Source organism: Novosphingobium sp. B 225 (assembly GCF_002198665.1).
GTDB lineage: Bacteria > Pseudomonadota > Alphaproteobacteria > Sphingomonadales > Sphingomonadaceae > Novosphingobium.
The window spans coordinates 12,665-36,304 of the sequence record NZ_MWLM01000037.1 but is presented as its reverse complement, the minus strand read 5'-3'; the positions used below and the strand labels follow the sequence as shown (position 1 = coordinate 36,304).

Below are 23,640 nucleotides of genomic sequence, written 5' to 3'. Positions count from 1 at the left end.
GCTGAGGTGGGCCTATGCAACAGACTGGACACGATTATGAAGAGGGCTCGCCAGTGGCGGAAAAATTCAACGCAATCCTGATCGAAGATGTCGACGGCAAGCCGCGGGCTGGCTTGACCCAGCTTTCAACCGAGCAGTTGCCGGATGAAGCGGTTCTGGTTCGCGTTTCGCATTCAACTCTGAACTACAAGGATGGCCTTGCCGTTTCGGGAAAGGGCCGGATCGCGCGCAGCCTGCCGATGGTTGCGGGCATCGATCTGGCGGGCACGGTTGAGGAATCGTCGGATCCGGCCTGGCAGAAGGGCGACCGGGTGCTGGTCAACGGCTTCGGGCTGTCAGAGAAGTACTGGGGCGGCTATAGCCAGTTTGCGCGCATGAAGCCCGAGTGGCTGGTTCGGATTCCCGACGGCTTGTCGGCCGAGGAGGCCATGGCCATCGGCACTGCCGGCTACACATCGATGCTCTGCGTATTGGCGATCGAGGACCATGGGACCAAACCGGGCGACGGCCCGGTTCTGGTCACGGGTGCCTCTGGCGGGGTCGGCTCGGTTGCGGTCATGCTGCTGGCGGCCTTGGGCTATGATGTCGTCGCCGCAAGCGGCCGGACGCAAGAGAACGAGAGCTTCCTGCTGGATCTCGGCGCTTCAAGGCTGATCGGCCGCGAAGAACTGGCGCGCGCAGCCAAGCCGCTTGAAGCCGAAACCTGGGCGGCAGTGGTTGACAGCGTCGGAGCCGAGGTGCTGGCAACCGCGCTGGCGCAAACGCGCTATGAAGGCATCGTTGCGGCATGCGGGCTAGCCGGGGGGACTGGCCTGCCAACCACGGTCATGCCCTTCATCTTGCGCGGCGTGACCTTGCGCGGGATTGACTCGGTGATGGCATCCCAAGCGCGGCGGCAGCGTGCCTGGAACCGCTTAGCGCAGTTGGTCGACAAGGCCCGCCTGGCCAGCATCTATTCGGTCGAGCCGATGAGCGAGGTTCCGCGCCTGGCCAGCGACATCATCGATGGCAAGATTCGCGGCCGGGTCGTGGTTGACGTGAACGCCTGATCGGTACCGAATTCGGAGTAACAAGCATGGCACACAAGGCACTTGACGGGATTATCAGCGGTGATCGCCATGCATCACTCGATGAACTACGTCGACGCACCGCAAAGGCTGCATCGGCGCTGCACGAGGCCGGCATCTGGCAGGGCGATCGGGTCGCCCTGCTTTTGCGCAATGACATCGCCTTCTTTGAAGCAACGATGGCAGCCTCGGTGCTTGGAGCAGTCACGGTGCCGCTCAACTGGCACATGACGGCCGATGAAATCGACTACATCCTGAACGACTGCGAGGCCAAACTCGTGATCGCCCATGCCGATCTAGTCGATGAGGCGCTGATCTCGGTCTGCGCCGGACGCGAACTGGTCGTGGTCGAAACTCCGCCTGAAGTGTCCGGCCAATACGATGCTTCGCGCCCGACCCGCCTATCAAATGCCCTCCCGATCTGGGGCGACTGGATTGAGGGGCATGAGGCCTGGGACCGGCCAAGCATGCAGGTGACTGGGCCGATGTTCTACACCTCGGGCACGACCGGGCAGCCCAAAGGGGTCAAGCGTTTGCCGATTTCGCCCGATGCGGTGAAAGCGGTAATGCACCGCGCGGCGGTTTCGTTTGGCATTGGCAGCGGTGAAGTTCGCTCGGTGATGACCGGACCACTTTATCACAGTGCACCAAATGCTTACGCCATGCAGATCCTCGGTGAAGGTGGGTTGCTGGTGCTGCAATCGAAATTCAACCCGCTTGAATTGCTCGAGCTGATTGAAAAGTACCAAATTACCAACCTGCACATGGTGCCAACGATGTTCGTCCGCCTGCTGGCACTCGGCGATGACGACAAGCGCCGTTTCGACTTCTCCAGCCTGCGCCATGTTGTTCACGGCGCGGCACCGTGCCCACCCGATGTGAAGCGCGCAATGATCGAATGGTGGGGTCCGGTAATCCACGAATACTACGCAATGACCGAGACTGGCTTCATTGCGATCTCGAACAGCGAAGACTGGCTGCGCTACCCTGGCAGTGTTGGCCATCCGGCTCCGGGGGTCACGATCCAGACCCGCCGCGATGACGGCAGCCAATGTGATCCTGGCGAGCCCGGTGAGATTTTCGTTCATTCCGAAACAACCGGCCATGTGGCCTACCACCGTGCCGAGCAGAAGACGGCCGAACTGCGCCATGGCGATTTCGTAGCGACCGGGGATATTGGCTATCTCAACGAGGACGGCTTCCTGTTCATTTCCGATCGCAAGACCGACATGGTCATTTCCGGAGGAGTGAACATTTACCCGGCTGAGGTCGAGCAAGCGCTGATCGGCATGCCTGGGGTGAGCGATTGCGCGGTGTTTGGTGTGCCGCACCCCGAATTCGGCGAGCAGCTCGTGGCTGCGGTCCAGCCAAGCGAAGGCGCAGAGATTGGCGAGGGTGCGGTGCAGGCTTTCCTCAAGGAACGGATCTCGTCGTACAAGGTGCCGCGCATCATCCGGATCTGCGATCAGTTCCCGCGCGAGGATTCGGGCAAGGTCAAGAAGCACAAGCTGCGCCAGACCCTGTTTGGCGAAATCGCTGCCTGAATGAACGCGCCGCGAAAAGTTGCGATTGTCGGCGCCGCGGCCAGCCCGGTGGGCAGGTGGGCGCCCAGCGACCAAGACGATGACGCCCTGTTCGAGCTCGATGTGCTTGGGCCGCTGGTGATCGCAGCGCTGGCCGAAGCGGGGCTGGATCGCATCGCCGTCGATACAGCGGCCTTCGTCACGCCCAGCCCTTCAACCCGCCAGCTTGGGTTTTCGACCTATATGGCCGCGCGGCTTGGGCTGCGTTGCAATGGCTCGGTGTCTGAGGTCAGCGCGCTGGGGGTTTCGGGCGGACTTACCTTCGATCAGGCGCTGGCCGACGTCGCACTGGGCCGCGCTGAAACGGCTCTGGCCCTGGGCATCTCGTACCAGACCAATGCCCCCTTGTCGGTGGTCATGGAGCACAGCCTGCGCGCGGTGGGCGATGTCGATTTCCAATCACCGTTCGGTCTTACCCCGATCAGCTGGTATGCCTTCGATGCCGCGCGCTACATGCACGAAACCGGAATAACGCGAGAGCAGATCGCCCAGATCGCGGTCAAAAGCCGCAGGCATGCGATGGCCAACGAGCTGGCCCAGTTTCGCAAGGAATTGACGCTGGAAGAGGTTCTGGCCCAGCGGATGATCGTTTCCCCGCTTGGCCTGTTCGAAGTGCCATCGGTAGCCGACGGAGCAATCTGCCTGGTGCTGGCCAGCGAAGAGGCGGCCCGCGCCAGTGGCAAGCCCTATGTGACCGTGGAAGGCCGCGGCTATCATCACGAGGGCTATCACCAAATCGGCGGAAAACCCCACGATATGACCGCCTTTCCGGCCGCCCGGCAGGCCGCCCACGCGGCGCTGGATACCGCGGGAGTGAGCCTGGGCGATATCGACCTTGCCGAACTTTATGCGCCTTGCACAATAACCGAAGTCCTGGTCAGCGAAGCGATCGGGTTCTGTGCAAAAGGCCAGGGCGCGCTCGATGCCGCTGCGGGCGTAACCTCACTTGGCGGACGGATCCCGATCAACACTTCGGGTGGCTGCCTGTCTCGCGGTCATCCTCCGGCACTAACGGGGCTTTACGGCTTGCTTGAGCTGCGCGAACAATTGCTTGGCCGTTGTGGCGCGCGGCAGGTCGAAGGTGCCCGGTTGGCCATGCACTGTTGCGAATCCGGAAACTACAATGCTGCCCTGATCCATGTGCTTGAGGGCCCGAAATGACACTTCCGATCATCAACATTAACGCTGACTTGCCGTCGGTACCGCGCAGTGGCCACTTCACCCGCCAATTCTGGCAGGCACTTGGTGAAGGCCGGTTCCTGCTTCAGCAGTGCACCGCTTGCACCGCTCTGCGTTTCCCCCCCGGCAGCATTTGTACCGAATGTCCGGGATCTGAAACGCTTTGGACAGAGGCCAACGGCAGGGGCACGCTTTATGCACTCACCACCGTCCATGCCGGCCCGCCAGCACTGATGCGCGATGGCCCCTATACCCGGGCGATAGTCGATCTGGATGAAGGTGTTCGGCTGATTGCGGAATGGCTCGGCGATCCCCAGGCCCGCTTCGACACACCTATTGAACTTGTCGTCACGCGGTATACCAACGGCTGCCTGTTCGGCGCCCGGTCACTTGCTGCCTAGTGCGCTAGCATAGGCCGAAACCGGCGCCAGATCTTCGTCTGCCAGAGCTGTTGCGGCCTGCTTCATTTGCTGCCCGGCCATGTCCGCCGGGTCATAGCCGCGCCCGCCAGCCCGGTAAGCCTTGAGGCTGGCCAGGATATACCAGTCGGCCTGGCCCGCCAGCCGCGGCGCACCGATGTCAGCATTGCCCATGCCGTCCGCGCCGTGACACGCAGCGCAGCCGTCATAGGCCTGGACTCCGCGCGCTTGGGCAGCGCTTTTGGCGATTGTCGCATGGGGTGCCGATGCCGATCGCTTGCTGTAAAAGGCCGCTGCGCGCTTGCGTTCTTCCGGACCAAGTGATTGGGCAATCACGTGCATCTGCGGGCCGAAAGGGTCACCCGGCTGCGTCCCGCGCGCGCCCGCCGCAAAATGGTTGAGCTGCGATCCCAGGTAGGCGGCATCGAGCCCGGCAAGCCGCGGTGCGGATCTGGCCTCAATGCCTTCGCCCTTGCTGCCATGGCAGACGGCGCAGCTTGCGACCATCTTCTGGACCTCATGCTCCTGCATGCCGGTCGACGCCGCGAACGCGATTCCCGAGGCGGCTGCCAGCAATCCGATTGGAGCAATCCAGTGTGATGTGCGAATCATGGGTATCTCCAAGCCAGCTGGCGAACCACGATAAAGCCCGCAAATCGGCCAATCTCAACGATGGATGCATTTTGCATAACAGATGCCGGGTATCCCATAAGCAGGTAGCAATGTCCCGGGTTAGGGCGTGAACTCAGAAATTCAGGCAACAACATTGCGGGAGGTCATCATGTCGAGAACTTGGAAGAGCTTGCTTCTGGCGAGTGGTACGTGGGCGGCACTGGCCGCAGCTCCCGCCCTGGCACAGAACGCAGATGCCGACGAAGCCGGCAGCGGTGAGATTGTCGTTACGGCGCAGAAGCGCGCTCAGAGCGTTCAAGACATTCCGTTTACGGTCAACGCAGTCGCCGGTGAATCGCTCCAGAACGCTGGCGTCACCGATGTCTTTTCGCTGCAGACGCAGGTGCCCGGCCTTGACATCCGCACCACCAACCCGCCTTCGGCAGGCGGCGCTTTCTCGATCCGCGGGCTGGGCACCGGCGTGTTCAACCTGGGCTTCGAGCCTTCGGTCGGAACTGTGATCGATAACGTTTACCGCTCGCGCTCGGGCCTGGTTGCTGGCAGCGACTTCCTCGATCTCGAGCGCGTCGAAGTGCTCAAGGGCCCGCAGGGCACGCTGTTCGGCAAGAACACCTCGGCCGGCCTGATTCACTTCATCACCGCCAAGCCGGATGTGGGAAAAACCGCTTTCACCTTGCGCGGCGAATATGGCAATCACAAGCGCGTCAACCTGCAGGGCATGGTCAATGTACCGCTGGGCGATACGGCAGCGTTTCGCGTCGCGGCCGGCTTCGTCGATGACGATGGCTATATTCGCGATGCAGTGACCGGTGCCGGATACGGCGAAAAGCACCGCTTCAACATTCGTGGACAGCTGTTGTTTGAACCGAGCGACAGTTTCAACGTGCGGCTGATTGCCGATTATGCCAAGGCTGACGAGCTTTCGATAACCGCGGTCCCCTATAAGGTTGATGCGGCGGACACGGCTGCCAATCAGCTGCTTGCGACAGCCGCCGGCTCTGCGTTCTTTGCCGATCGCTCGGATACCAGGCGCCGTGCTGCGGTGAACACCGCGCCATTGCTCAATGCCGAAGACTGGGGCCTGTCAGCTGAAGTGAATTTCGATCTTGGCGGCGTAACGCTTAGCTCGATCACTTCATATCGCTCGTTCGAAGACACTTTCCAGGGCGATAACGACTTTGTCGGCACCGACATCCTCAACACCAACCAGGGCGAATCGATCGAGACCTTCACCCAGGAGCTGCGCCTGTCGACCAAGGTAGGTGAGAACCTGGACCTGATCGTCGGCGGCTTCTTCAGCGACGAAAAGATCCGCCGCCTCAACCAGTTCGTCTGGGGCAGCCAGATCGCTGGCAATGGCCCAGGTTTCTTCTTCCCCTGGGTGCCGGGCGTGGCCTTCACCGACAACATGGGTCAGGACGGCAAAAGCTACGGTTTGTTTGCCCACGGCATTGCCAAGCTCGATCGCCTGACGATCACTGCGGGCCTGCGATATTCGTCCGATAAGAAGGATGGCTTCGGTACCTTCACCTATCCCCAGCCGTTCCCGTTACCGATGGTTTACGACTATGGCGCCGGCACTCTGGTTCCGGCCAAGGTCAGCGACAACGGGATCAGCGGCACCGTCAGTCTGGCCTATGAAGTCAGCGATGCGGCCAATCTCTATGGCACTTACAGCCGTGGGTACAAGGGCGGCGGGATCAGCCTGATCCGCGATGCGGGCGGGATTCTGGTGGGCCCGCAGTTTGGCCCTACTCCTCCTCCCGGTTGTGGCCCCGGTCCGTTTCCGGGAACGTTCAGCTGCGCGCCGTCCGACCCGACCTTTGACAAGGAAACGGTCAATCACTTCGAAGCCGGGCTCAAGACCACCTTCATGGGATCGCAGGGCCGCTTCAACCTGGCGCTCTTCCATACCAAGGCCAAGAACCTGCAAACCCAGGCGCTGCTGCCGTCAGGCTCGTTCAGCGTGATCAACATCGGTTCGGCCACCACCAAGGGTGTCGATATCGATGCGGGTGTCTCGCCAGTTGATGGACTCGATCTGACCGCTGGTGTTGTTTACGCCGAAACCAAGGACAACAACGGCTTTGACCTTGACCATGCTCCGCGCTGGAGTGGAGGGTTTGGAGCAACCTACGAGTTCCCGATCAGCTCGAGCGGGGTCAAGGGCTTCGTGCACGGCGATCTGGCATTCAAGAGCAGCTACTTCACCACCAATGATCGCAGTGAATCGCAGGATGGCTATTCGCTGGCCAATGCCCGGATCGGCATCCGCGGCGAAGATGATCGTTGGGAAGCGTCGCTGTGGTGCCGCAACTGCTTTGACACGAAGTATCGCACGATCGATTTCCGCATCCCGCTCGACGGCGCGCGGTTCAACTTCGACGGTGCCTCGGTGCTCAGCTACATCGGCGAATCGCGTTTCTATGGGGTAACACTGCAGTACAAGTACTGAGACTTCCTCTGCCGACGACAGCAACGAGCCCCGGATTTCCAGCGAAGTCCGGGGCTTTTGCTTAAATGGAGCGCGCGATCATGCGGGTCTGCAAACTGATGGCCGGATTGGCAATCGCACTTGCGGCTTCGGGAACCGCCGCTGCCGGGCCGTGCAAGCTCGATCAGCGCGCCGCCGCCCGCACGACTGCGGGCATGGATGCCGAATTGGCAACAGCCAATAGCGCGGACCGCCGCTCGGCCTATGATCGCTACATCGCGCTATTCGATCCAGGCGCCAGGGTATTCGGACTGGTTCCCGATCGGATCGGAACGATCGAGGATGTCCGAAAGCACTACCGGGCAGTGTTCTTCGAACTGCAGAACGGCACGCTGGTCGAGGATGATCGAATTGTCGCGGGCGAGATGGGGGCGCATCGCTATCACTCAATGCTGACGCTCAACGGCACTTTTGACGGGGTTGTAGCCAAGGACAAGCCGGTCACCCTGCGCGGCCAGACCTTCTTCCGCTATGGTAGCGACGGACGGATCGTCGAGCGCTGGTCGAATCACGACCACGCCTACCGCATGGGCCAGTTGCTGGGCGACAAGGGGCGTGATGAAGGTGCCCGGATCGCTGCCCAGCTCAACGGGCCAGGGCTGAGCGAGGAGCAGGGCTATACCTTCGTCACGCGCTTCACCAATTCGTTCAGCCGGGTTGAGGCACCGGCACAGCGCAGAACCGAAGTGGCCGGCATGCTCGCTGACGGGCTGATCGTCCACGGCCTGAACTGCGGCAATGCGATCAAATCCGATCTGCTCGCGCACTACGACAGCCTTTGGATGGCCTTTCCTGATCTGCACATGCAACTTGTGGGCGAACCTATGTCTGGTTGGTCGATGGTCGCTTTTCGCTGGCAGGCCCGCAGCTCGCAACGTGCGCCTTGGCGGGGCCAGAGCCCCGGCTACCGCACGGTCGCAACCTGGAGAGGACAGGCGATCGCGCGGCTCAACGGCGACAGCAAGATCACAGAGCTTTGGCTGAACGAAGAACCGGTCAGCTTTGATCGATAATTTGCAAGTGCTTCAAAGGATCCGATCTAGTTCGGTGACTATGTCCTCCGGATCCTCAAGGCCGATGGACAGTCGGACGAAACCCGCCGACTGGTCGTAATATCGTTCGCTTGCCGTGCCGCCATTGCAACTGGTCATCGCCATTCCGAAGCTCGGGCCAAAACGGATGAAGCTGCTGTGGTTCGCCATGCGTGCGACGGCTTCGGCTCCGCCCTTGTGGAAAAACGTGATCACACTGCCCCCGAGATGACCGCAATCAGCAGCAAACGGATCGCGCCAATGGTAGCTCGCTAACCCTGGATAGATCAGTTCAGCAATGCGGGCATCGGTCGCCAGCTTCGTCGCGACTTGAAGCGCCGAAGAACTGGTCTTCATGACACGAAGATCTAAAGAGCGAACGCCGTCGTGGATCTTGCCTGCCACCTGCGGTGCCAGCACGCCACCCAGGGTCCAGCGCATCCTTGCAACCGGATTGATCAGTTCGGATCGTCCGATCACCACCCCGCCCATTGCTTCGCCAAAGCCACCGATGATCTTGGTCAGGCTGTGAATGACAATATCGACATCATGCTCGAGCGGGCGAAGGATAGCTGGTGACAACAGCGAGTTATCGGCGATGGAAATCACCCCAAAAGCCTTGCACAACGCTGCGATTTCTCTTGCGGGGCAATAGGCTAGTGCAGGATTGCTGAGTGGTTCGAAGAACAGAGCCTTGGGCCTGTGCTGCGAAAGGTCTGCTTCAAGTGCCGCCAGGTCGTTGGTGTCGGATGCGATCGCCTGTATGCCCAATCTACCCAAATGATTGGCCAGGAAATCGACAGTATTGGGATAGGCCCACTTCGAATAGATAAGCCTGTCGCCAGCAGAAAGATGCGCCAGCAGACATTGCGAAATGGCGGACATACCCGAGGCAGCACATACCGCGAGCTCGCCCCCCTCAAGCGTTGCCAGAACTTCTTCTAATGCCCATACCGTGGGGCTACCGGCGCGGGCATACTCGACCCGCTGCGTCGGATCGGTCGGATCGCGTGGAGGAAGATAGCCTGGTGCCGGATCATCCTGGCCAACAGGAAAGAAGTTTGCGGTAATTATCGGGATTCCGCTGCCGAAGCCACGGTTACCAAGCTGGTTTGCCTGGGTGGGTGGTTTGCCGACCATCGTACACTAATCCTTGCTGAATAGGCGCCTGCGCCAACGGCTTTCCAGCCACTTGCGCCCCAGCAGCCTCGGCCCCAGCCAATTGCTTACATAGCCCGGTGTCACAACATAGCGGGCGCGCGGTTCATGGGCGGTGCAGGCTAGTTCTACTGCTTGGGCCACACGCAAGGGGTCGAGGGCGGTTTGGGCTTCTTTGCCCATGTGCTCTGCCATGCGCCCAAAAGCAGGACCGAATTCACTGTCCGCACCTTCGATCGGTGTGTCTGGCCCAATCTTCGATCCAATCGCTGTTCGCACCGATCCCGGCGCGATCACCACCGTGCGGATGCCGTGCTGGCTGAGCTCGACCCTAAGGCTCCCTGCCAGGCCTTCGATGCCGTGCTTGGCGGCGGAATAGGCGCCGCAAAAGGGCAAGGGATCGACCCCGGCGAGCGAGCCGATGAATACGATCCGTCCGCCCGGGCGGCGCAGCAAGGGAAATAGCGCGCGGGTGATCGCAAAAGGCGCGATCAGGTTAAGCTCGATCGCAGACCTAAACCCGGCAACCGATTGATAGACCGTGGCGGCCGGCATGCTGGTTCCGGCGTTATTGCACAGCACGTCGAGCGGGGTGCCTTCGAGCAGCGCCTCGACCTCGGCAGGCAACTGCGTAATACGGTCCTCATCGGTCACATCGAGCAAGATCTGGCTGAACTGCTTGCCCCCGCGCTCACTCAGGTGGGCGGCGTCCTCAAAGCGGCGCACCGTTCCCAGCACGCGCCAGCCGCGCAACAGAAAATGCTCTGCCGTCGCCGCGCCGATACCGCTGGATACGCCGGTAATCAGGATCGAACGTGCAGTCATGCTCCGCCAGGTGCCGGCAAATCATTGCCCATATCAACCGCGATCTTCCACGTGTCGTCCGGTTGCCGCTTCCACACGAACAGCACCTTGCCTTCGCCGCGATGCCCCGGCAGCGACTCGCCGCTCGCGCGCATCAGCAGGCGGCTGCGATAGGTGCCCCAGGTATAGGCCAGATCGCCTTCCTGGCGGATCCCCGTCAGGTTTACCGACATTTCCGGAACCGTAAGGTTTTGGGCAACAAAACTGCCAAAACCGCGCAGCCCTTCCTTGCCTTCCATCGCTGGCATGCGGTTGTGCAGGCCGACTACATCATCGGTGAAGACCATCAGCCAACGCTCGACATCTCCGGCCTTAAACGGCGCGATATAGTCCGCATCGATCCGGGCCTGCGCCGCTGGAAGCGAAAACGACGCTGCCGCGGCGACTGCGCCCGCGGGTTGCGGACCGCCGCTTTGCGAAGCCGGAGTGCAGCCGGCCAGTGCCCCTGCCATCAAAGTCAGCCAAATTCTCATAGGTCACCTCTCAACCGCATCCTATCAAGCGCGGGCCGGTTGTCGCTATGCTGCCTCGCTTGTTCATTATTCGGATGCGCATAAGATCGACGGACTTGCGCAAAGGACGGGCATCGGCATTGCGACTTATACCGCAATCTCGAAAACTGCGGCTGGAGGGTTGGCGATGACGGATGGGGGCTTCGTGCTGAACAGGCGGACGTGGCTAGCTGGCGCTTCCTCGCTCGGAGCCGTCGGCTTGCTCCCACTCGGCGGCTGCAGCTTCGGGTCGCTGCCCCCGCTGTCGCTCGATGGCCGCGTCATCACGCCCTCTGCAGCCGACTATGAGGCCTGGCGCACCGGCGTGGTCTGGCAGTCGCGCAAACCGGTTCGCAAGCCCGCAATGATCGTGCGGCCAAATACTGTCGAAGCTGTGCAACAGGCGGTGGCCTATGCCCGCGCGAACAAACTGAAAGTCTCGACCAAATCCTCGGGCCACAACTTGTGGGGCAATTACCTGCGCGACGAGGGCATGCTCATCGACATGTGGAATTTCCGCAAGGTCGAGATTGAACCCGGTGGTGAGAGCGCCTGGATCGAGCCGAGCGTGTGGAGCCGAGACATCATGGTTGCGCTGGGCAAGCAAGGCCGGGCCTTTCCAGCTGCCCATTGTGCTTCTGTGGGCATGGGTGGTTATCTCCTGGGCGGCGGCGTTGGTCTCAACTGGGAGAACTGGGGCGGGCTTTCGGCGCACAGCATAATTGGCGCGGAAGTCGTCACCGCTGACGGCAAGCTGCGCATGATTGACGATGCCAATGATTCCGATCTGGCCTGGGCGCTGCGCGGCGCCGGAAACGGGTTCCCGGGGATCGTTACGCGTTTTCACGTCAAAACCTATGCCGCACCAAAGATCGTCACTTCGGCGACCTACATCTTCCCCGCCTTGCGTACCGGTGAAGCCATCGCCTGGTTGGAAGACATGAAAGCGCGCGGCATGCTTGCTGGCTGCGAACCGCTGATTATTCTGGCCCACAGCCCGATGGCCGCGCCCGATGCCACCGGCCCAGAAGCCAAGGCCTGCGTTGCCCGGATCAATCTGTTTGGCGCCTCGGAAGCCGCAGCCGCAAAGCAGTTGGCCGCGATCGCAGCCGAACCAATTGCCGCGACTGCGCTGATGAAGGTTCCGCGCGAGGACTGGAGCTTTGAGAAGAGCTATTTCGAGACGCTCAATTACAAGGGCGCGTTCAACTACGGCTTCTTTGGCGTCGATAGCATCTGGACCAACCGAAGCGCAGAAGCATTGCCGGTGTTGGCCCAGCAGTTTCTCGATTCCCCTGGCCCCGGATCGCATGTCGTCATGTCACTGATCGATCCCGCACCGCACCCCGCAAATGCCGCTGCGCGCATTCACGGCAAGCTTTACATCGGGGTCTATTCGATCGGCGATACCCCCGAAAAAGGCGAGGCCGCGATCGGCTGGCTGCGCAAGACTTCGGGTGCGCTCGCACCCTATGCCTCGGGTCGGTACATCAACGAGATCGATGTCGAACGCGATGCGGCCCAAATCGCCAGCTGCTTTGCGCCCGATGACTGGAAGCGCCTGCAGGCCGTCCGCAGCAAGTACGACCCTGACGGCATCTTCCAGTCCTATCTGGGCACTTGATCGGCGTGCCCTTCGCAAAGCAATTCGTGGCCCTTCCATAATCGCCCGCCGTCAGCCTGCGCTATGGCCGCCTGACACGGTTACGGGAGATCGAGCATGGAAGTTGCAGTTCTTGGCGGGGGTCACGGTTGCTATGCAGCGGCGGCAGAGCTGTCAGAAAATGGGCACACCGTGCGCTTATGGCGGCGTGGCGCAGAGGAATTCCAGGCGGTTCTGGAAGGTCGGAAAATCCGGGTCAAGGACTTCAAGGGCGAACGCGACATCGCAATTGCCCGTCCCACGACTGATCTTGGTGAAGCCATCAAAGGCGCCGAGGTGGTGGTCATCCCGCTTCCGGCAACCACCCAGGAATCGCTGGCGGCGGCTTGCGCCCCCTATTGGGAGGACGGCCAAGTTGTGTTCCTGCCGCCGGGCACATTCGGCAGCTACATCTATCTGAAAGCTGCACGCGATGCCGGCAACCAGGCCGATGTGACCTTCTGCGAAACCGGCACTCTGCCTTACCTCGCGCGCAAACACGGTCCAGCCTATGTCATAACCTCGGGCTATGGCAAGCATCTGCCGACCGGCTGCATTCCGGCCCGCAACAGCGCTGCGGCGCTGGCAAAGCTGGCGCAGGTCTATCCCGCGATCCATCCGATCGAGGATGCGCTTTCGGGTGCACTGATGAACGCGGGCGGCATCATCCACCCGCCGCTGATCATGATGAACGCAGGCCCGCTTGAGCATTTCGAGCGCTGGGACATCCACAATGAGGGGACCCAGCCTGCGATCCGCCGGACGACCGATGCGCTCGATGCCGAACGGATCAGGATCCGCGAAACGCTTGGCTATGCCGCACCGCATTACCCACTGGCCGATCACTATGCGAAAGAGGGTGATGAATGGATGTATGGTCGCGGCGCACATGACTCGCTGACTGACAGTGGCGACTGGCGCGAGCATATCGTGCTGACCGAGCATCGCTACATGCTTGAGGATACCCGCCTGGGGCTCTCCATGCTGAGTTCGGTCGGAAAATGGGCCGGGGTCGAGACTCCGCTCGTCAACGGGTTCCTTGCGATCGCCTCGGCCATCACGGGCCGCGACCTGTTTGCAGAGGGACGCACGCTGGAGAACCTCGGCTTGGCAGGGCTTAGCAGGGACCAGATGAGCACTCTTATGCGCGACGGCATCTGACTATGGCCGATGTAGCCATTCTTGGGCTCGGCCGGATGGGCCGTGGAATTGCCGAGGCCTACGCCTTTGCGGGCAAGAGCGTGCTGATGGTCGACGTCAAACCTCGCGATGAGGCTGGCCGGCTGAAACTGGTTGCCGAGGCCCACAAGGAAATCGCCGACGATCTGGCGTTTCTGGCTGGACTTGGAATTGGCTCGGCAGCAGCGCTGGAACCGGCCATGGCGCGGATATCGATGTGCGGCCGCGAGGAAGCTGAGGCAAAGCTTGGCAGCATCCCGCTGTTCTATGAAGGCGTGCCCGAAACAACCGAAGCCAAGCAGGAACTGTTCGCCTGGGCCTGCCAGCACGCGGCGAGCGATGCGGTGATGGCCTCAACGAGTTCGACCATGGCGGTCGACGATCTGGCCGCGATGGGGACCCAGCCCGAACGCTTCGTCAACGCCCACTGGCTCAATCCTGCCATGCTGATGCCCTTGGTCGAGGTCGCGCGCGGCACGCTCAGCAGCGACGCTGCGGTCAAAAGGCTGGTGGATAGTCTCGAGGATATCGGCAAATCCCCGGTCGTGATGAAAAACTCGCCCGGCTACATCATCCCCCGTATTCAGGCGCTGGCCATGAATGAAGCCGCCCGACTAGCCGAGGAAGGCGTGGCATCGGTCGAGGACATCGACAAGGCCATCCGTCTGGGCTTTGGCATTCGTTATGCCGTTCTTGGGATGATCGAATTCATCGACTTTGGCGGCAACGACATCCTCTATTATGCATCTGATTACTTGGCGAAAAATGTCGATGCCAACCGCTACAAAGCGCCCCAGTCGGTGGTCGAGAATATGAAGTCCGGCCGCAACGGTATGCGCGATGGTGCCGGCTTCTATGATTGGAACGGCGTCGATGTTGCCGATTACCGTGCCAAGCGGCTGGGCGCCTTTGTCTCGCTGCTCAAGGCGCTCGATCTCACCCCCGGACGGAAGGCCTGACGATGCCCTGGACCCGCGATGAAATGGCCGCACGCGCCGCTCAGGAGCTGAAGGATGGCTTTTACGTCAACCTGGGCATCGGCATTCCCACCCTGGTCGCCAATCACGTGCCTCCGGGCGTTGAGGTGACCTTGCAATCGGAAAACGGGATGTTGGGGATCGGCCCGTTCCCTTATGAGGGCGAAGCCGATCCAGACCTGATCAATGCTGGCAAGCAGACTGTCAGCGAACTGCCAGATTCCTCATTCTTCGACAGCGCCGCCAGCTTCGCCATGATCCGCGGTGGGCACATCGACCTTGCTGTTCTCGGCGCAATGGAAGTCGCCGAGAACGGCGACATCGCCAACTGGATGGTGCCGGGCAAGATGATCAAGGGCATGGGCGGGGCGATGGATCTGGTCGCCGGGGTCAAGAAGATCATTGTGGTGATGGAACACTGCGCCAGGGATGGCAGCCCCAAGTTTATCCCTGAGTGCACCTTGCCACTGACGGGGCGCAATGTGGTCGACATGGTGATCACCGAGCTTGCCGTGTTCCAGCGTCCCGATCACGCCAGTCCGTTCGCATTGATCGAGCTGGCTCCGGGCGTGAACCTGGATGATATCGCGGCGCTGACGACAGCGGAATACGAGGTCGCAGTCCAGGATTGATCCAGCAGTAGGATTGCTCGCTTTTGCATAAGTCCGGGCTCTTGCATCGAGACCTCATCCGGATATAGTTTCGCTTGTAACTATATCCGGAGGTTGAACCGCATGTCCGATCTGTTCGAAAATCCGCTTGGCCTCGACGGCTTCGAATTCATTGAATTCTGCGCGCCAGAAAAGGGCGTTTTGGAGCCGGTGTTTTTGGCGATGGGGTTTACGCTTGTGGCCCGGCATCGCTCGAAAGATGTCGATCTGTGGCGCCAGGGCGGGATCAACCTGATCGCCAATTACGAACCGCGCAGCCCGGCAGCCTATTTCGCGGCCGAACACGGCGCTTCGTGCTGCGGTATGGGTTGGCGGGTGCGCGACGCGAAGAAGGCCTATGAACTGGCGCTCGAACGCGGGGCCGAACCGGTTGAAGGGGCGACCGGGGTGATGGAACTGCGGTTGCCTGCAATCCGCGGGATCGGCGGTTCAATCATCTATCTGGTCGATCGTTATGCCGGGCAGGAAGCGGGCGACCTTTCGATCTACGACATCGATTTCGTCTACCTGCCAGGGGTCGATCGCCATCCGGTCGGCGCTGGCTTCCACACCATCGATCACCTGACCCATAACGTCTATGGCGGCCGCATGGTTCACTGGGGCGGCTTTTACGAGCGCGTCTTTGGTTTTCGCGAGATCCGCTTCTTCGACATCAAGGGCGAATATACCGGGCTGACCAGCCGGGCGATGACTGCACCGGATGGCAAGATCCGCATCCCGCTTAACGAGGAAGGCAAGGCCGGCGGCGGGCAGATCGAGGAATTTCTGCGCCAGTACAACGGCGAGGGGATCCAGCATATCGCCTTTGCCTGTGATGATCTTCCGCTCTGCTGGGACAAGCTGAAAGCGCTGGGAACCCCGTTCATGTCCGCGCCGCCCGCAACCTATTACGAGATGCTGGGCGAGCGCCTGCCCGGCCACGGCGAGCCGGTCGAGGAATTGCAGAAGCGCGGGATTTTGCTTGATGGTTCGACCGAAAAGGGCGACCCGCGGCTGCTGCTGCAGATCTTTTCGGAAACGGTGGTCGGCCCGGTGTTCTTTGAATTCATCCAGCGCAAAAAGGATGAAGGCTTCGGCGAAGGCAACTTCAAGGCGCTGTTTGAAAGCATCGAGCGCGACCAGATCGCCCGCGGTGCCTTGCAAGTGGTAGGAGCCGCGCAGTGACCGCCCCCAGCCTCAAGCGCATCCACCACGTCGCCTATCGCTGCCGCGACGCGAAAGAGACGGTCGACTGGTACGCCCGCGTGTTGGGCATGACCTACACCACCGCCTTTTCCGAGGACAAGGTCCCCTCGACCGGCGAAGACGACCCTTACATGCACGTCTTTCTCGATTGCGGCGGCGGTAACGTGCTGGCCTTTTTCGAACTGCCGCAGCAGCCCGAGATGGGCCGCGATACGAATACCCCGGCCTGGGTCCAGCACCTGGCCTTCGAAGTGGAAGATCTGGACGCGCTGCTCGCCGCAAAGGGGCATATCGAAGCCCAGGGAATCGAAGTGCTGGGGCCGACCTATCACGGTATCTTCCGCTCGATTTATTTCTTCGATCCTAATGGCCACCGGCTGGAACTGGCCTGCAATATCGGCACCAGCGAACAATATGCCGAACTGCGCGCGGTGGCCCCGGCTATGCTGAACGAGTGGGCCGCGACCAAGCGCGCCCCGCGCCACGCCGCCTGGCTGCACGAGGATCCCGGAGCAGATCGGTGATCGATCATACCCATGATATCGCCGCATCAAGCTGGGTACCGGGTGCAGATAGCCATGCCGATTTCCCGATACAAAACTTGCCGCTTGGCGTGTTCGACCCTGGCTCTGACGAAGCGCGGATCGGTGCGGCGATCGGTGATTGGATAGTCGATCTGGGTGCGCTTGCCGCCGAGTTTTCGCAGCACATCCGCCCGCCCCTCGGCACTGACACTCTCAATGCCTTGTTCAGCCAGCCAGCTGAAATGCGCCGCGCGCTGCGGCACCGCTTGTTCGCCCTGCTGAGCGACGAAGCTCACCGCAACCTGGTCGAACCGCACTTGCATCGGCAAGTCGACGTGCGCATGCGCCTGCCATTCCAGATCGGCGACTACACCGATTTCTACGTCGGCATTCATCATGCGACGAATATCGGCAAACTGTTCCGCCCAGACAATCCATTGCTGCCCAACTACAAATATGTCCCCATTGGCTATCACGGGCGTGCGTCAAGCGTTCGCGTATCGGGCGAGCCGGTTGTAAGGCCGTGGGGGCAATGCAAGCCAATTGATGCCGCCGAACCTGCTTATGGTCCAAGCCAAAGGCTCGACTATGAGCTGGAGATGGGTGTCTGGATCGCAGGTGAAAACCAGTTGGGCGCTCCGGTTCCGATCGCTGCCGCCGCAGACCGCATTGGCGGGCTGTGTCTGCTCAATGACTGGTCCGCGCGAGACCTGCAGGCTTGGGAATACCAGCCGCTCGGCCCCTTCCTGTCGAAGAGTTTTCTAACCACGGTATCCTCGTGGGTTGTAACCGCTGAGGCGCTCGAACCGTTCCGGATCGCACAACCCGCACGTCTCGAAGGCGATCCCAAGCCGCTTCCCTATCTTTGGGACGAATCCGACCAGCAAGCGGGTGCCTTTGCAATCACCTTGGCGGTCGAAATCAGGACTGCCCGTATGCGCGAAGCAGGCTTGAACGCACATCGGCTGTCCTCCGGCCCGCTCAGCAACATGTACTGGACCGCAGCCCAGATGATTGCGCATCACACCGCCAACGGCTGTAACCTCAAGCCTGGCGATCTGCTCGGCACCGGCACGATTTCGGGGCCAAACCGCGGTGCCTATGGCAGCCTGATGGAAATTGCTGCTGGCGGTACGCAGCCCCTGGCCCTGCCGGGAGGCGAAGAGCGCTGCTTTCTAGAGGATGGCGACGAACTTTCCTTGCGAGCGTTTGCCGATCGGGAAGGCTATCGCTCGATCGGTTTTGGGCCCTGTTCGGGCAGGGTGCAGGGGTGATGGGTTGCTATGAGACTCTCGACAGTCCCGCGCATTGCCTATTCCCATAATCTTAGGCCATAACGAGACGTTCAGGATTGTTGCCATTGAGAAGAGAGATTCCATGCACGCTCCGAAATGGACATTCCATTCGTTCCTTCTTCTCTTGCTGGTTAGCATCCCGCCCATGACTATCGCGCAATCTACGAATCCGGCTGCCGAGCCCGTGCGGGCAAGAGATCTGGGTGTCCCTTTCGACGGCAATCCGGGACCGCTCAATGCCATCACCGATGTGCCGGGGGTAGAGGTCGGCCACACCACACTGATATCGGGTAATGGCAAACTGGTGACCGGCAAGGGTCCGGTGAGAACGGGCGTTACCGCTATCCTGCCCCGCGGCAAGACCTATGATCCTGTCTACGCAGGCTGGTTTTCGCTCAATGGCAACGGCGAGATGACGGGCACGACCTGGATTGAGGAATCCGGCTGGCTGGAAGGTCCGGTGATGATCACCAACACCCACAGCGTCGGCACGGTTCGCGACGCAACCATCGAATGGGCCCAAAAGAAGAAGTTTTTCCAGCCGCTCGCCAACGAGCCCAATACCTTCTGGATGCTGCCAGTCGTCGCCGAGACCTACGATGGTGATCTGAACGACATCAACGGCTTTCACGTCACCAAAGTGCATACCTTCGCCGCGCTCGACAATGCGAAACCGGGCCTGGTTGCCGAAGGCAATGTGGGCGGCGGCACCGGCATGATGACCCACGGATTCAAGGGCGGCATCGGAACTTCGTCACGCGTGGTCACGCTTGATGGCAAGACCTACACCGTGGGAATTCTGGTCCAATCCAACTATGGCATCCGGGATACATTCACCGTTGCCGGAGTTCCGGTTGGCCGTGAGATTACCGATCTGACAACCACTTATGGTGATCACAACCAGGAGAATGGATCGATTATCATCGTGGTCGCAACCGATGCTCCGCTGTTGCCGCACCAACTCAAGCGCCTGGCGCAGCGGGCGGCGATGGGGATTGCCCGCAACGGTTCCTATGCTTCAAACGGATCGGGTGACATCTTCATTGCCTTCTCTACCGCGAACCCAGGCGCCTGGAGTCGGGAAAAATCTGCAGAGGTAACCAGCCTCGCCAATGATTCGATGAGCTTGCTGTTTCGGGCTACCGTGGAAGCCACTGAAGAAGCCGTGATCAATGCCATGGTCGCAGCACGGACGATGACAGGCATCAACGGCAACACGGCTCATGCCCTTCCGCACGACAGGCTGCGGGGCGCTCTTCGCAAGTATGGCCGCCTCAACGAACCGAAAAATCCAGCGAAACGATAGGGCTTTAGCCTTGCGCAAATGATCGTCGGGCAACGCTGTCCACAGACCAAAATCGGCCCAGTCTCGGTGGGTCAATCTAGGTCGGAAAGACTCTAAGACCCGCCCCCACGGAAGTGATGCCAATCGTCCTGTCGTTACAGGTTGCTCCGAACCGCGAAACGCCTTCAAGCTCTGGTTCCGTTTGCAGCAAATTTCGCAACCTTCGCATTGCTCGAAGCGTCTGGAATCAAGGGCTCGCGTAAGGATTGCGTCACTTGAGGAGTGCTTTGGAGGCGAGGGTAGGCGCAGGTGCAATTTTTCAACCAATTGAACAGTCGACTGATTTCTTCGGGGCTTGGGCTGTGCGCTCCACAGTGGCTGCAAGCCTCTCCGGTCTCTCCAGGAAAGTATTGCAGGATCACGAAATCAAGCGAATTGCAGCAGTAGCAGCCAAAGATAGGCGACGGTCAAAGACGTGAATGAGAGCAAGGTAATCATCCGAAACCAGGATCGGCTCGCACAGCCATCATTGGACAGCGCCAGAAAAAGGAAGATCTGCGCGTTCATCCAGCTGCCGAAGATGAACAGGCCAACCAATATGGGTCCGCCCTTGGCCACATAGCCAGCGAGGACGATGTGCAATATCCCCATAAAGATATCGTCGATATGCGATTGCAGCAGGCGCGCACGACCGGGGATCACCCGCTGCAGAAATGCCGATTGGCGGTGGAGGTAGATCGGCCAGCCCAGCAACACCGCAATGGTCAGCTGGATTAGGCCAGAGGTTTCGACAATCCACTCAAGCATTTCCGGTCACCTCTGGTCGAGCTCCAAACACCGTCCCGTTCGCATAGCGCAGCGCCACCAGTTCCAATCGGCTGTCGAGCGGCGCGGTCTGTGCGCCTTCCACCAACCAGCACAGGAACCGTAGCCCTGCATCATGATCAATGATGCCGACATCAAGCGGGGCAGCGTCGATAAAGGCCTCGGGAACCACATGAATGCGCGTGCGGGAATAAAGCGTTCCACTCGGCGGCAGGATTTGCCATTCCGTGCGTTCGCCCAAACAGTCGGGGCAATCGGGACGGGGGGGGAAGGACAGCCTGCCGCAATCAGCGCAGCGCGTTGTTTGCAGTACGCCCTGATCCAGCCCTTCCCAGAACCAGCGGGTCAGCTGGCTGTGACGCGGGAGGCGCGGCAGCTTTCCCGTACATTTTATCACCGCGATCATGGCCCAATACCTTCAAGCATGTGGGCCAGAGCGAGATTGTAATTGCCGCCTTCGCAAGTGTGCAGCGCGCGGCGCGCGCCCGTGACCTGCCGCGCCCCTGCCCTGCCCGTCACCTGCTCAGCGCATTCAAGCAAGCCGTAAAGACCGGTTAGAGAGGGAGGATGGCCGCGCGCGAGGCAACCGCCCGATGTATTGACTGGACGCGCGCCGCCGGGCCCACTGATGCCGTCGCGCGCGGCCCTGCAGCCTTCACCCTTGGCAAACAGGCCTATGGCTTCGGTGACCAGCGCCTCGGTGATCGAACAGGGTGCGTACAGCTCAAACAGGTCCACTGCCTCCAGCGCGCAGTCCGCATCGGCCAGGCAGTCACCCACCGCCTGCCGCGCTGCTGGAAAAGCCGTGATGTCATGGGCGCGGTCCCCGATTTGGAAATGCCCGTCATGGGCATAGCCGCGTCCCGACAATCTGGCATAGCGCGCGCCTTTATGCGCCACCATATCCTCGCGTGCCAGCACGAGGCAGATGGCGCCGTCGGCCTGGGCCGGAACATCATGCCGCCCCAAGGGGTCGACAATGCGATCCGCTGACAGAATTTCGTCCAACGTGAGGGGTGTGCGGAACTGCGCCAACGGATTGTCTGCGGCAAAGGCGCGCGACTTGAGGACGATCGCAGCAAGATCGGCTGGTGTCTGTCCGGTTTCGTGCAGATAGCGCGCGGCATCAAGGCCGTACCAGCTGATTGGCGTCAGGCCATAGATTGACTGGAAATCGACATCGCCAACAACACGGTTGCCCCGTTCCATCGCCACCGGCACCCGCTCGTTCGCCTGATAGCAAAGGCCCAACGCCAGCGCATAGTCGCTGCGACCCAGCCGGATCGTGTCGGCAGCCATGTCAAAGGCTAGCCCGCCGGTCAGACCCATGATGCCAACCTCGGCCAGCATCGCCCGGCATTTGAGGCCAAGCCGCGAGGCCATCTGCACGGCAAAGCCCAATTGTTCGGTTGAAGGCGGGTTGCTGGCAAACAAAGCGGCACCCACCTGATCGGGGCCAATGCCTGCCATGGCCAGCGCATCGCGCACGACCGGAAACAGCCGGTCGGCTTCGGGAACTATGCCCCGCGCACCCGGCCCAGGCATGTATTTGCCAACGCGCAGCGCCGACCATCCGGCGATGGCAACGCCGTGCGTCATCCTGCCCTTTCCAGTTCCGCCAGCCATTCATCGCGCAGCAGACGTTTGCGCACCTTGCCAGAATCTTCGCGCGGCAGGGCGTCAATCGCGCGGATCAGCTTGGGCAATTTGAAGTCGGCCAATCGCTCTTTGAGGAAGGCGCGCAGTTCCGTCTCCGCCACGGGCGCGCGATATTGCAGCACGGCAGCTACCTGTTCGCCAAACTCGGCATGGGGCAGACCGAACACGGCAGCATCGGCGACAGCGGGATGGCCAAGCAATGCTGCCTCGATTTCCGCCGGATAGATATTGACCCCGCCTGACAGGATCATGTCGGTCCGCCGATCGCTGATCGTCAGAAAGCCGTCGGCATCGAGCGCCCCAATGTCGCCCGTCACAACAAAGCCGTTACGGCGCAGCGATGCAGTCTTCTCCGGCGCATTGTGGTAATAGACAGCGTCCGTTCCCGCATGGCGCACGCAAATGTCTCCGGCCATGCCTGTCGGCAGATCAGCACCACCTTCATCCATGATGCGGATATCGACGCCCGGGGCAGCGCGACCGACCGAGCCGGGATGGGCGAGCCATTCGGCAGAGGTGCTGCAGGCGACGATGCCCAATTCGGTCATCGCGTAATATTCACGCACTGCTGGCCCCAACCAGTCAATCATCGCGCGCTTCACGTCGCTCGGACAAGGTGCGGCGCCATGGGTGATGGCAACCAGACTCGACAGGTCATGGCGGCGGCGCACCTGATCGGGCAAGGCCAGCAGCCGGTTGAACATGGTTGGCACCATGTGCAGATGCGAGACGCGGTGCTGCTCTATCAGCGCAAGCAGTTCGGCAGCATCAAAGCGCGGTTGCAGGATCACCATGCCGCCCAGCCGCAGCGCATTGGTCGCATAGGCAAAAGGCGCGCTGTGGTAGAGCGGGCCGGTCATCACCGTGGCCGTCACTTTGCCGTCGGCAAGCCCGAACGCTGTCACGGTGCGCTCAGTCACCGCGGCCTGAACGTCGGGCGGAAGGGTTTCGCGCTTGACTGCCTTGGGGTGGCCAGTCGTTCCTGACGTGTAGAAGAGCGCTGACGGCGGCGCAGGATGGGCGTCTTCCCATGGCTCCGCAACTTGTGCGGCCTCACTGAGCGCCACGTCGCCAGCGCGCAGCGAGCATTGCGCCTCGCTCAAGCCGTAGGCGGCGGCGATCTCCGGCGCGACGGCTTCGATGAAGACTGGTCTATCGCCAAAGGCGGCGCGCATCGCGTCTGTTGCCAGATCGGCATGGGCGATCACGACCTTGGGCGCGCAATCGGCTATGATATAAGCGACTTCTGCAGGTTTCAGATGCCAGTTGACCGGCGTGATGCAGGCCCCAAGCCGCCGCGCTGCTTCGTTAAAGACGAAATAGCCAAAGCCATTGCGCGCGAGCAGAGCAACCACATCGCCCGCGCCCACGCCATGTTCGGCGAGTACGCGCGCCGCGCCCTTGGCTGCCGCAGTCAGCGCGCTTCGGCTGAGGCTGCGCTCTCCCGACAGGATGGCGATCGTGTCTGTCACATCCCTT

Annotated in this window: 22 protein-coding genes; 14 read left to right on the top strand and 8 right to left on the bottom strand. The window is 61.1% G+C overall.

What is annotated here, in order from left to right; genetic code table 11:
* The first annotated feature begins 14 nt into the window (after positions 1 to 14).
* The 4 genes from MNBBLIKP_RS05960 to MNBBLIKP_RS05945 are packed head-to-tail and all read left to right on the top strand — an operon-like array spanning position 15 to position 4,230.
* Complete coding sequence (locus MNBBLIKP_RS05960; RefSeq protein WP_088308471.1) at positions 15 to 1,049, top strand: MDR family oxidoreductase; 1,035 nt, start codon at positions 15 to 17, stop codon at positions 1,047 to 1,049.
* 26 nt (positions 1,050 to 1,075) lie between these two features.
* Positions 1,076 to 2,611: an AMP-binding protein gene (locus MNBBLIKP_RS05955; RefSeq protein WP_088308469.1), complete on the top strand. Its 1,536-nt coding sequence runs from the start codon at positions 1,076 to 1,078 to the stop codon at positions 2,609 to 2,611.
* Positions 2,612 to 3,811 (top strand): thiolase family protein, encoded by a 1,200-nt coding sequence (locus MNBBLIKP_RS05950; protein ID WP_088308467.1) that lies wholly within the window; start codon positions 2,612 to 2,614, stop codon positions 3,809 to 3,811.
* On the top strand, positions 3,808 to 4,230 hold the full coding sequence (locus MNBBLIKP_RS05945) for a Zn-ribbon domain-containing OB-fold protein (RefSeq protein ID WP_088308465.1): 423 nt from the start codon (positions 3,808 to 3,810) through the stop codon (positions 4,228 to 4,230). The genes MNBBLIKP_RS05950 and MNBBLIKP_RS05945 overlap by 4 nt, the downstream gene beginning before the upstream one ends.
* On the opposite strand, the gene MNBBLIKP_RS05940 is transcribed toward MNBBLIKP_RS05945, so the two are convergent.
* Positions 4,216 to 4,860, bottom strand: a complete 645-nt coding sequence (locus MNBBLIKP_RS05940; protein WP_088308463.1) for a c-type cytochrome — start codon at positions 4,858 to 4,860, stop codon at positions 4,216 to 4,218. The genes MNBBLIKP_RS05945 and MNBBLIKP_RS05940 overlap by 15 nt on opposite strands.
* A 169-nt stretch (positions 4,861 to 5,029) precedes the next feature.
* Here MNBBLIKP_RS05940 and MNBBLIKP_RS05935 point away from each other — a divergent pair, with 169 nt between their 5' ends.
* Positions 5,030 to 7,336: a TonB-dependent receptor gene (locus MNBBLIKP_RS05935; RefSeq protein WP_088308461.1), complete on the top strand. Its 2,307-nt coding sequence runs from the start codon at positions 5,030 to 5,032 to the stop codon at positions 7,334 to 7,336.
* 80 nt (positions 7,337 to 7,416) lie between these two features.
* Positions 7,417 to 8,388 carry an ester cyclase gene (locus MNBBLIKP_RS05930; protein WP_140420535.1) on the top strand — a complete coding sequence of 324 codons (972 nt, stop codon included), beginning with the start codon at positions 7,417 to 7,419 and terminating at the stop codon, positions 8,386 to 8,388.
* A 12-nt stretch (positions 8,389 to 8,400) separates the two neighbouring features.
* Here MNBBLIKP_RS05930 and MNBBLIKP_RS05925 read toward each other — a convergent pair whose 3' ends face one another.
* Genes MNBBLIKP_RS05925 through MNBBLIKP_RS05915 form a run of 3 tightly spaced genes read right to left on the bottom strand, consistent with a single transcriptional unit; the run spans position 8,401 to position 10,901 of the window.
* A complete protein-coding gene (locus MNBBLIKP_RS05925; protein ID WP_088308457.1) occupies positions 8,401 to 9,546 on the bottom strand; it encodes a trans-sulfuration enzyme family protein in 1,146 nt (381 codons plus the stop codon).
* 6 nt (positions 9,547 to 9,552) lie between these two features.
* On the bottom strand, positions 9,553 to 10,389 hold the full coding sequence (locus MNBBLIKP_RS05920) for an SDR family NAD(P)-dependent oxidoreductase (protein ID WP_088308455.1): 837 nt from the start codon (positions 10,387 to 10,389) through the stop codon (positions 9,553 to 9,555).
* Entirely contained in the window at positions 10,386 to 10,901 is a 516-nt protein-coding gene (locus MNBBLIKP_RS05915) for a YybH family protein (RefSeq protein ID WP_088308453.1), read from the bottom strand. The genes MNBBLIKP_RS05920 and MNBBLIKP_RS05915 overlap by 4 nt, the downstream gene beginning before the upstream one ends.
* A 238-nt stretch (positions 10,902 to 11,139) precedes the next feature.
* Between MNBBLIKP_RS05915 and MNBBLIKP_RS05910 the strand changes: the two genes are divergently transcribed.
* The 8 genes from MNBBLIKP_RS05910 to MNBBLIKP_RS05875 all read left to right on the top strand — a co-directional run bounded on the left by MNBBLIKP_RS05910 (position 11,140) and on the right by MNBBLIKP_RS05875 (position 19,698).
* Complete coding sequence (locus MNBBLIKP_RS05910) at positions 11,140 to 12,543, top strand: FAD-binding oxidoreductase (RefSeq protein WP_176399670.1); 1,404 nt, start codon at positions 11,140 to 11,142, stop codon at positions 12,541 to 12,543.
* A gap of 96 nt (positions 12,544 to 12,639) precedes the next feature.
* A complete protein-coding gene (locus tag MNBBLIKP_RS05905) occupies positions 12,640 to 13,722 on the top strand; it encodes an NAD/NADP-dependent octopine/nopaline dehydrogenase family protein (RefSeq protein WP_088308449.1) in 1,083 nt (360 codons plus the stop codon).
* A 2-nt stretch (positions 13,723 to 13,724) separates the two neighbouring features.
* Positions 13,725 to 14,699, top strand: a complete 975-nt coding sequence (locus MNBBLIKP_RS05900; protein ID WP_088308447.1) for a 3-hydroxybutyryl-CoA dehydrogenase — start codon at positions 13,725 to 13,727, stop codon at positions 14,697 to 14,699.
* Positions 14,700 to 14,701: 2 nt separating this feature from the next.
* Positions 14,702 to 15,349 carry a CoA transferase subunit B gene (locus tag MNBBLIKP_RS05895; protein WP_088308445.1) on the top strand — a complete coding sequence of 216 codons (648 nt, stop codon included), beginning with the start codon at positions 14,702 to 14,704 and terminating at the stop codon, positions 15,347 to 15,349.
* A 102-nt stretch (positions 15,350 to 15,451) separates the two neighbouring features.
* Positions 15,452 to 16,552, top strand: a complete 1,101-nt coding sequence (gene hppD, locus MNBBLIKP_RS05890; protein WP_088308443.1) for a 4-hydroxyphenylpyruvate dioxygenase — start codon at positions 15,452 to 15,454, stop codon at positions 16,550 to 16,552.
* Positions 16,549 to 17,097 carry a VOC family protein gene (locus tag MNBBLIKP_RS05885; RefSeq protein ID WP_088308440.1) on the top strand — a complete coding sequence of 183 codons (549 nt, stop codon included), beginning with the start codon at positions 16,549 to 16,551 and terminating at the stop codon, positions 17,095 to 17,097. The genes hppD and MNBBLIKP_RS05885 overlap by 4 nt, the downstream gene beginning before the upstream one ends.
* Positions 17,094 to 18,371 carry a fumarylacetoacetase gene (gene fahA / locus MNBBLIKP_RS05880; RefSeq protein ID WP_088308438.1) on the top strand — a complete coding sequence of 426 codons (1,278 nt, stop codon included), beginning with the start codon at positions 17,094 to 17,096 and terminating at the stop codon, positions 18,369 to 18,371. Before MNBBLIKP_RS05885 ends, fahA begins: the two co-directional genes overlap by 4 nt.
* 166 nt (positions 18,372 to 18,537) lie before the next feature.
* Complete coding sequence (locus tag MNBBLIKP_RS05875) at positions 18,538 to 19,698, top strand: DmpA family aminopeptidase (RefSeq protein WP_088308436.1); 1,161 nt, start codon at positions 18,538 to 18,540, stop codon at positions 19,696 to 19,698.
* Positions 19,699 to 20,103: 405 nt separating this feature from the next.
* Here MNBBLIKP_RS05875 and MNBBLIKP_RS05870 read toward each other — a convergent pair whose 3' ends face one another.
* From MNBBLIKP_RS05870 to MNBBLIKP_RS05855, 4 genes are read right to left on the bottom strand one after another with little or no spacing between them, the layout of a single operon-like run.
* Positions 20,104 to 20,484 (bottom strand): hypothetical protein, encoded by a 381-nt coding sequence (locus MNBBLIKP_RS05870; RefSeq protein ID WP_088308434.1) that lies wholly within the window; start codon positions 20,482 to 20,484, stop codon positions 20,104 to 20,106.
* On the bottom strand, positions 20,477 to 20,908 hold the full coding sequence (locus tag MNBBLIKP_RS05865; protein ID WP_088308432.1) for a Zn-ribbon domain-containing OB-fold protein: 432 nt from the start codon (positions 20,906 to 20,908) through the stop codon (positions 20,477 to 20,479). The genes MNBBLIKP_RS05870 and MNBBLIKP_RS05865 overlap by 8 nt, the downstream gene beginning before the upstream one ends.
* Complete coding sequence (locus MNBBLIKP_RS05860; RefSeq protein WP_088308431.1) at positions 20,905 to 22,101, bottom strand: thiolase family protein; 1,197 nt, start codon at positions 22,099 to 22,101, stop codon at positions 20,905 to 20,907. Before MNBBLIKP_RS05860 ends, MNBBLIKP_RS05865 begins: the two co-directional genes overlap by 4 nt.
* Positions 22,098 to 23,633, bottom strand: coding sequence for an AMP-binding protein (locus tag MNBBLIKP_RS05855; protein ID WP_088308429.1), 1,536 nt, complete (start codon positions 23,631 to 23,633; stop codon positions 22,098 to 22,100). The genes MNBBLIKP_RS05860 and MNBBLIKP_RS05855 overlap by 4 nt, the downstream gene beginning before the upstream one ends.
* Between the last annotated feature and the right edge of the window lie 7 nt (positions 23,634 to 23,640).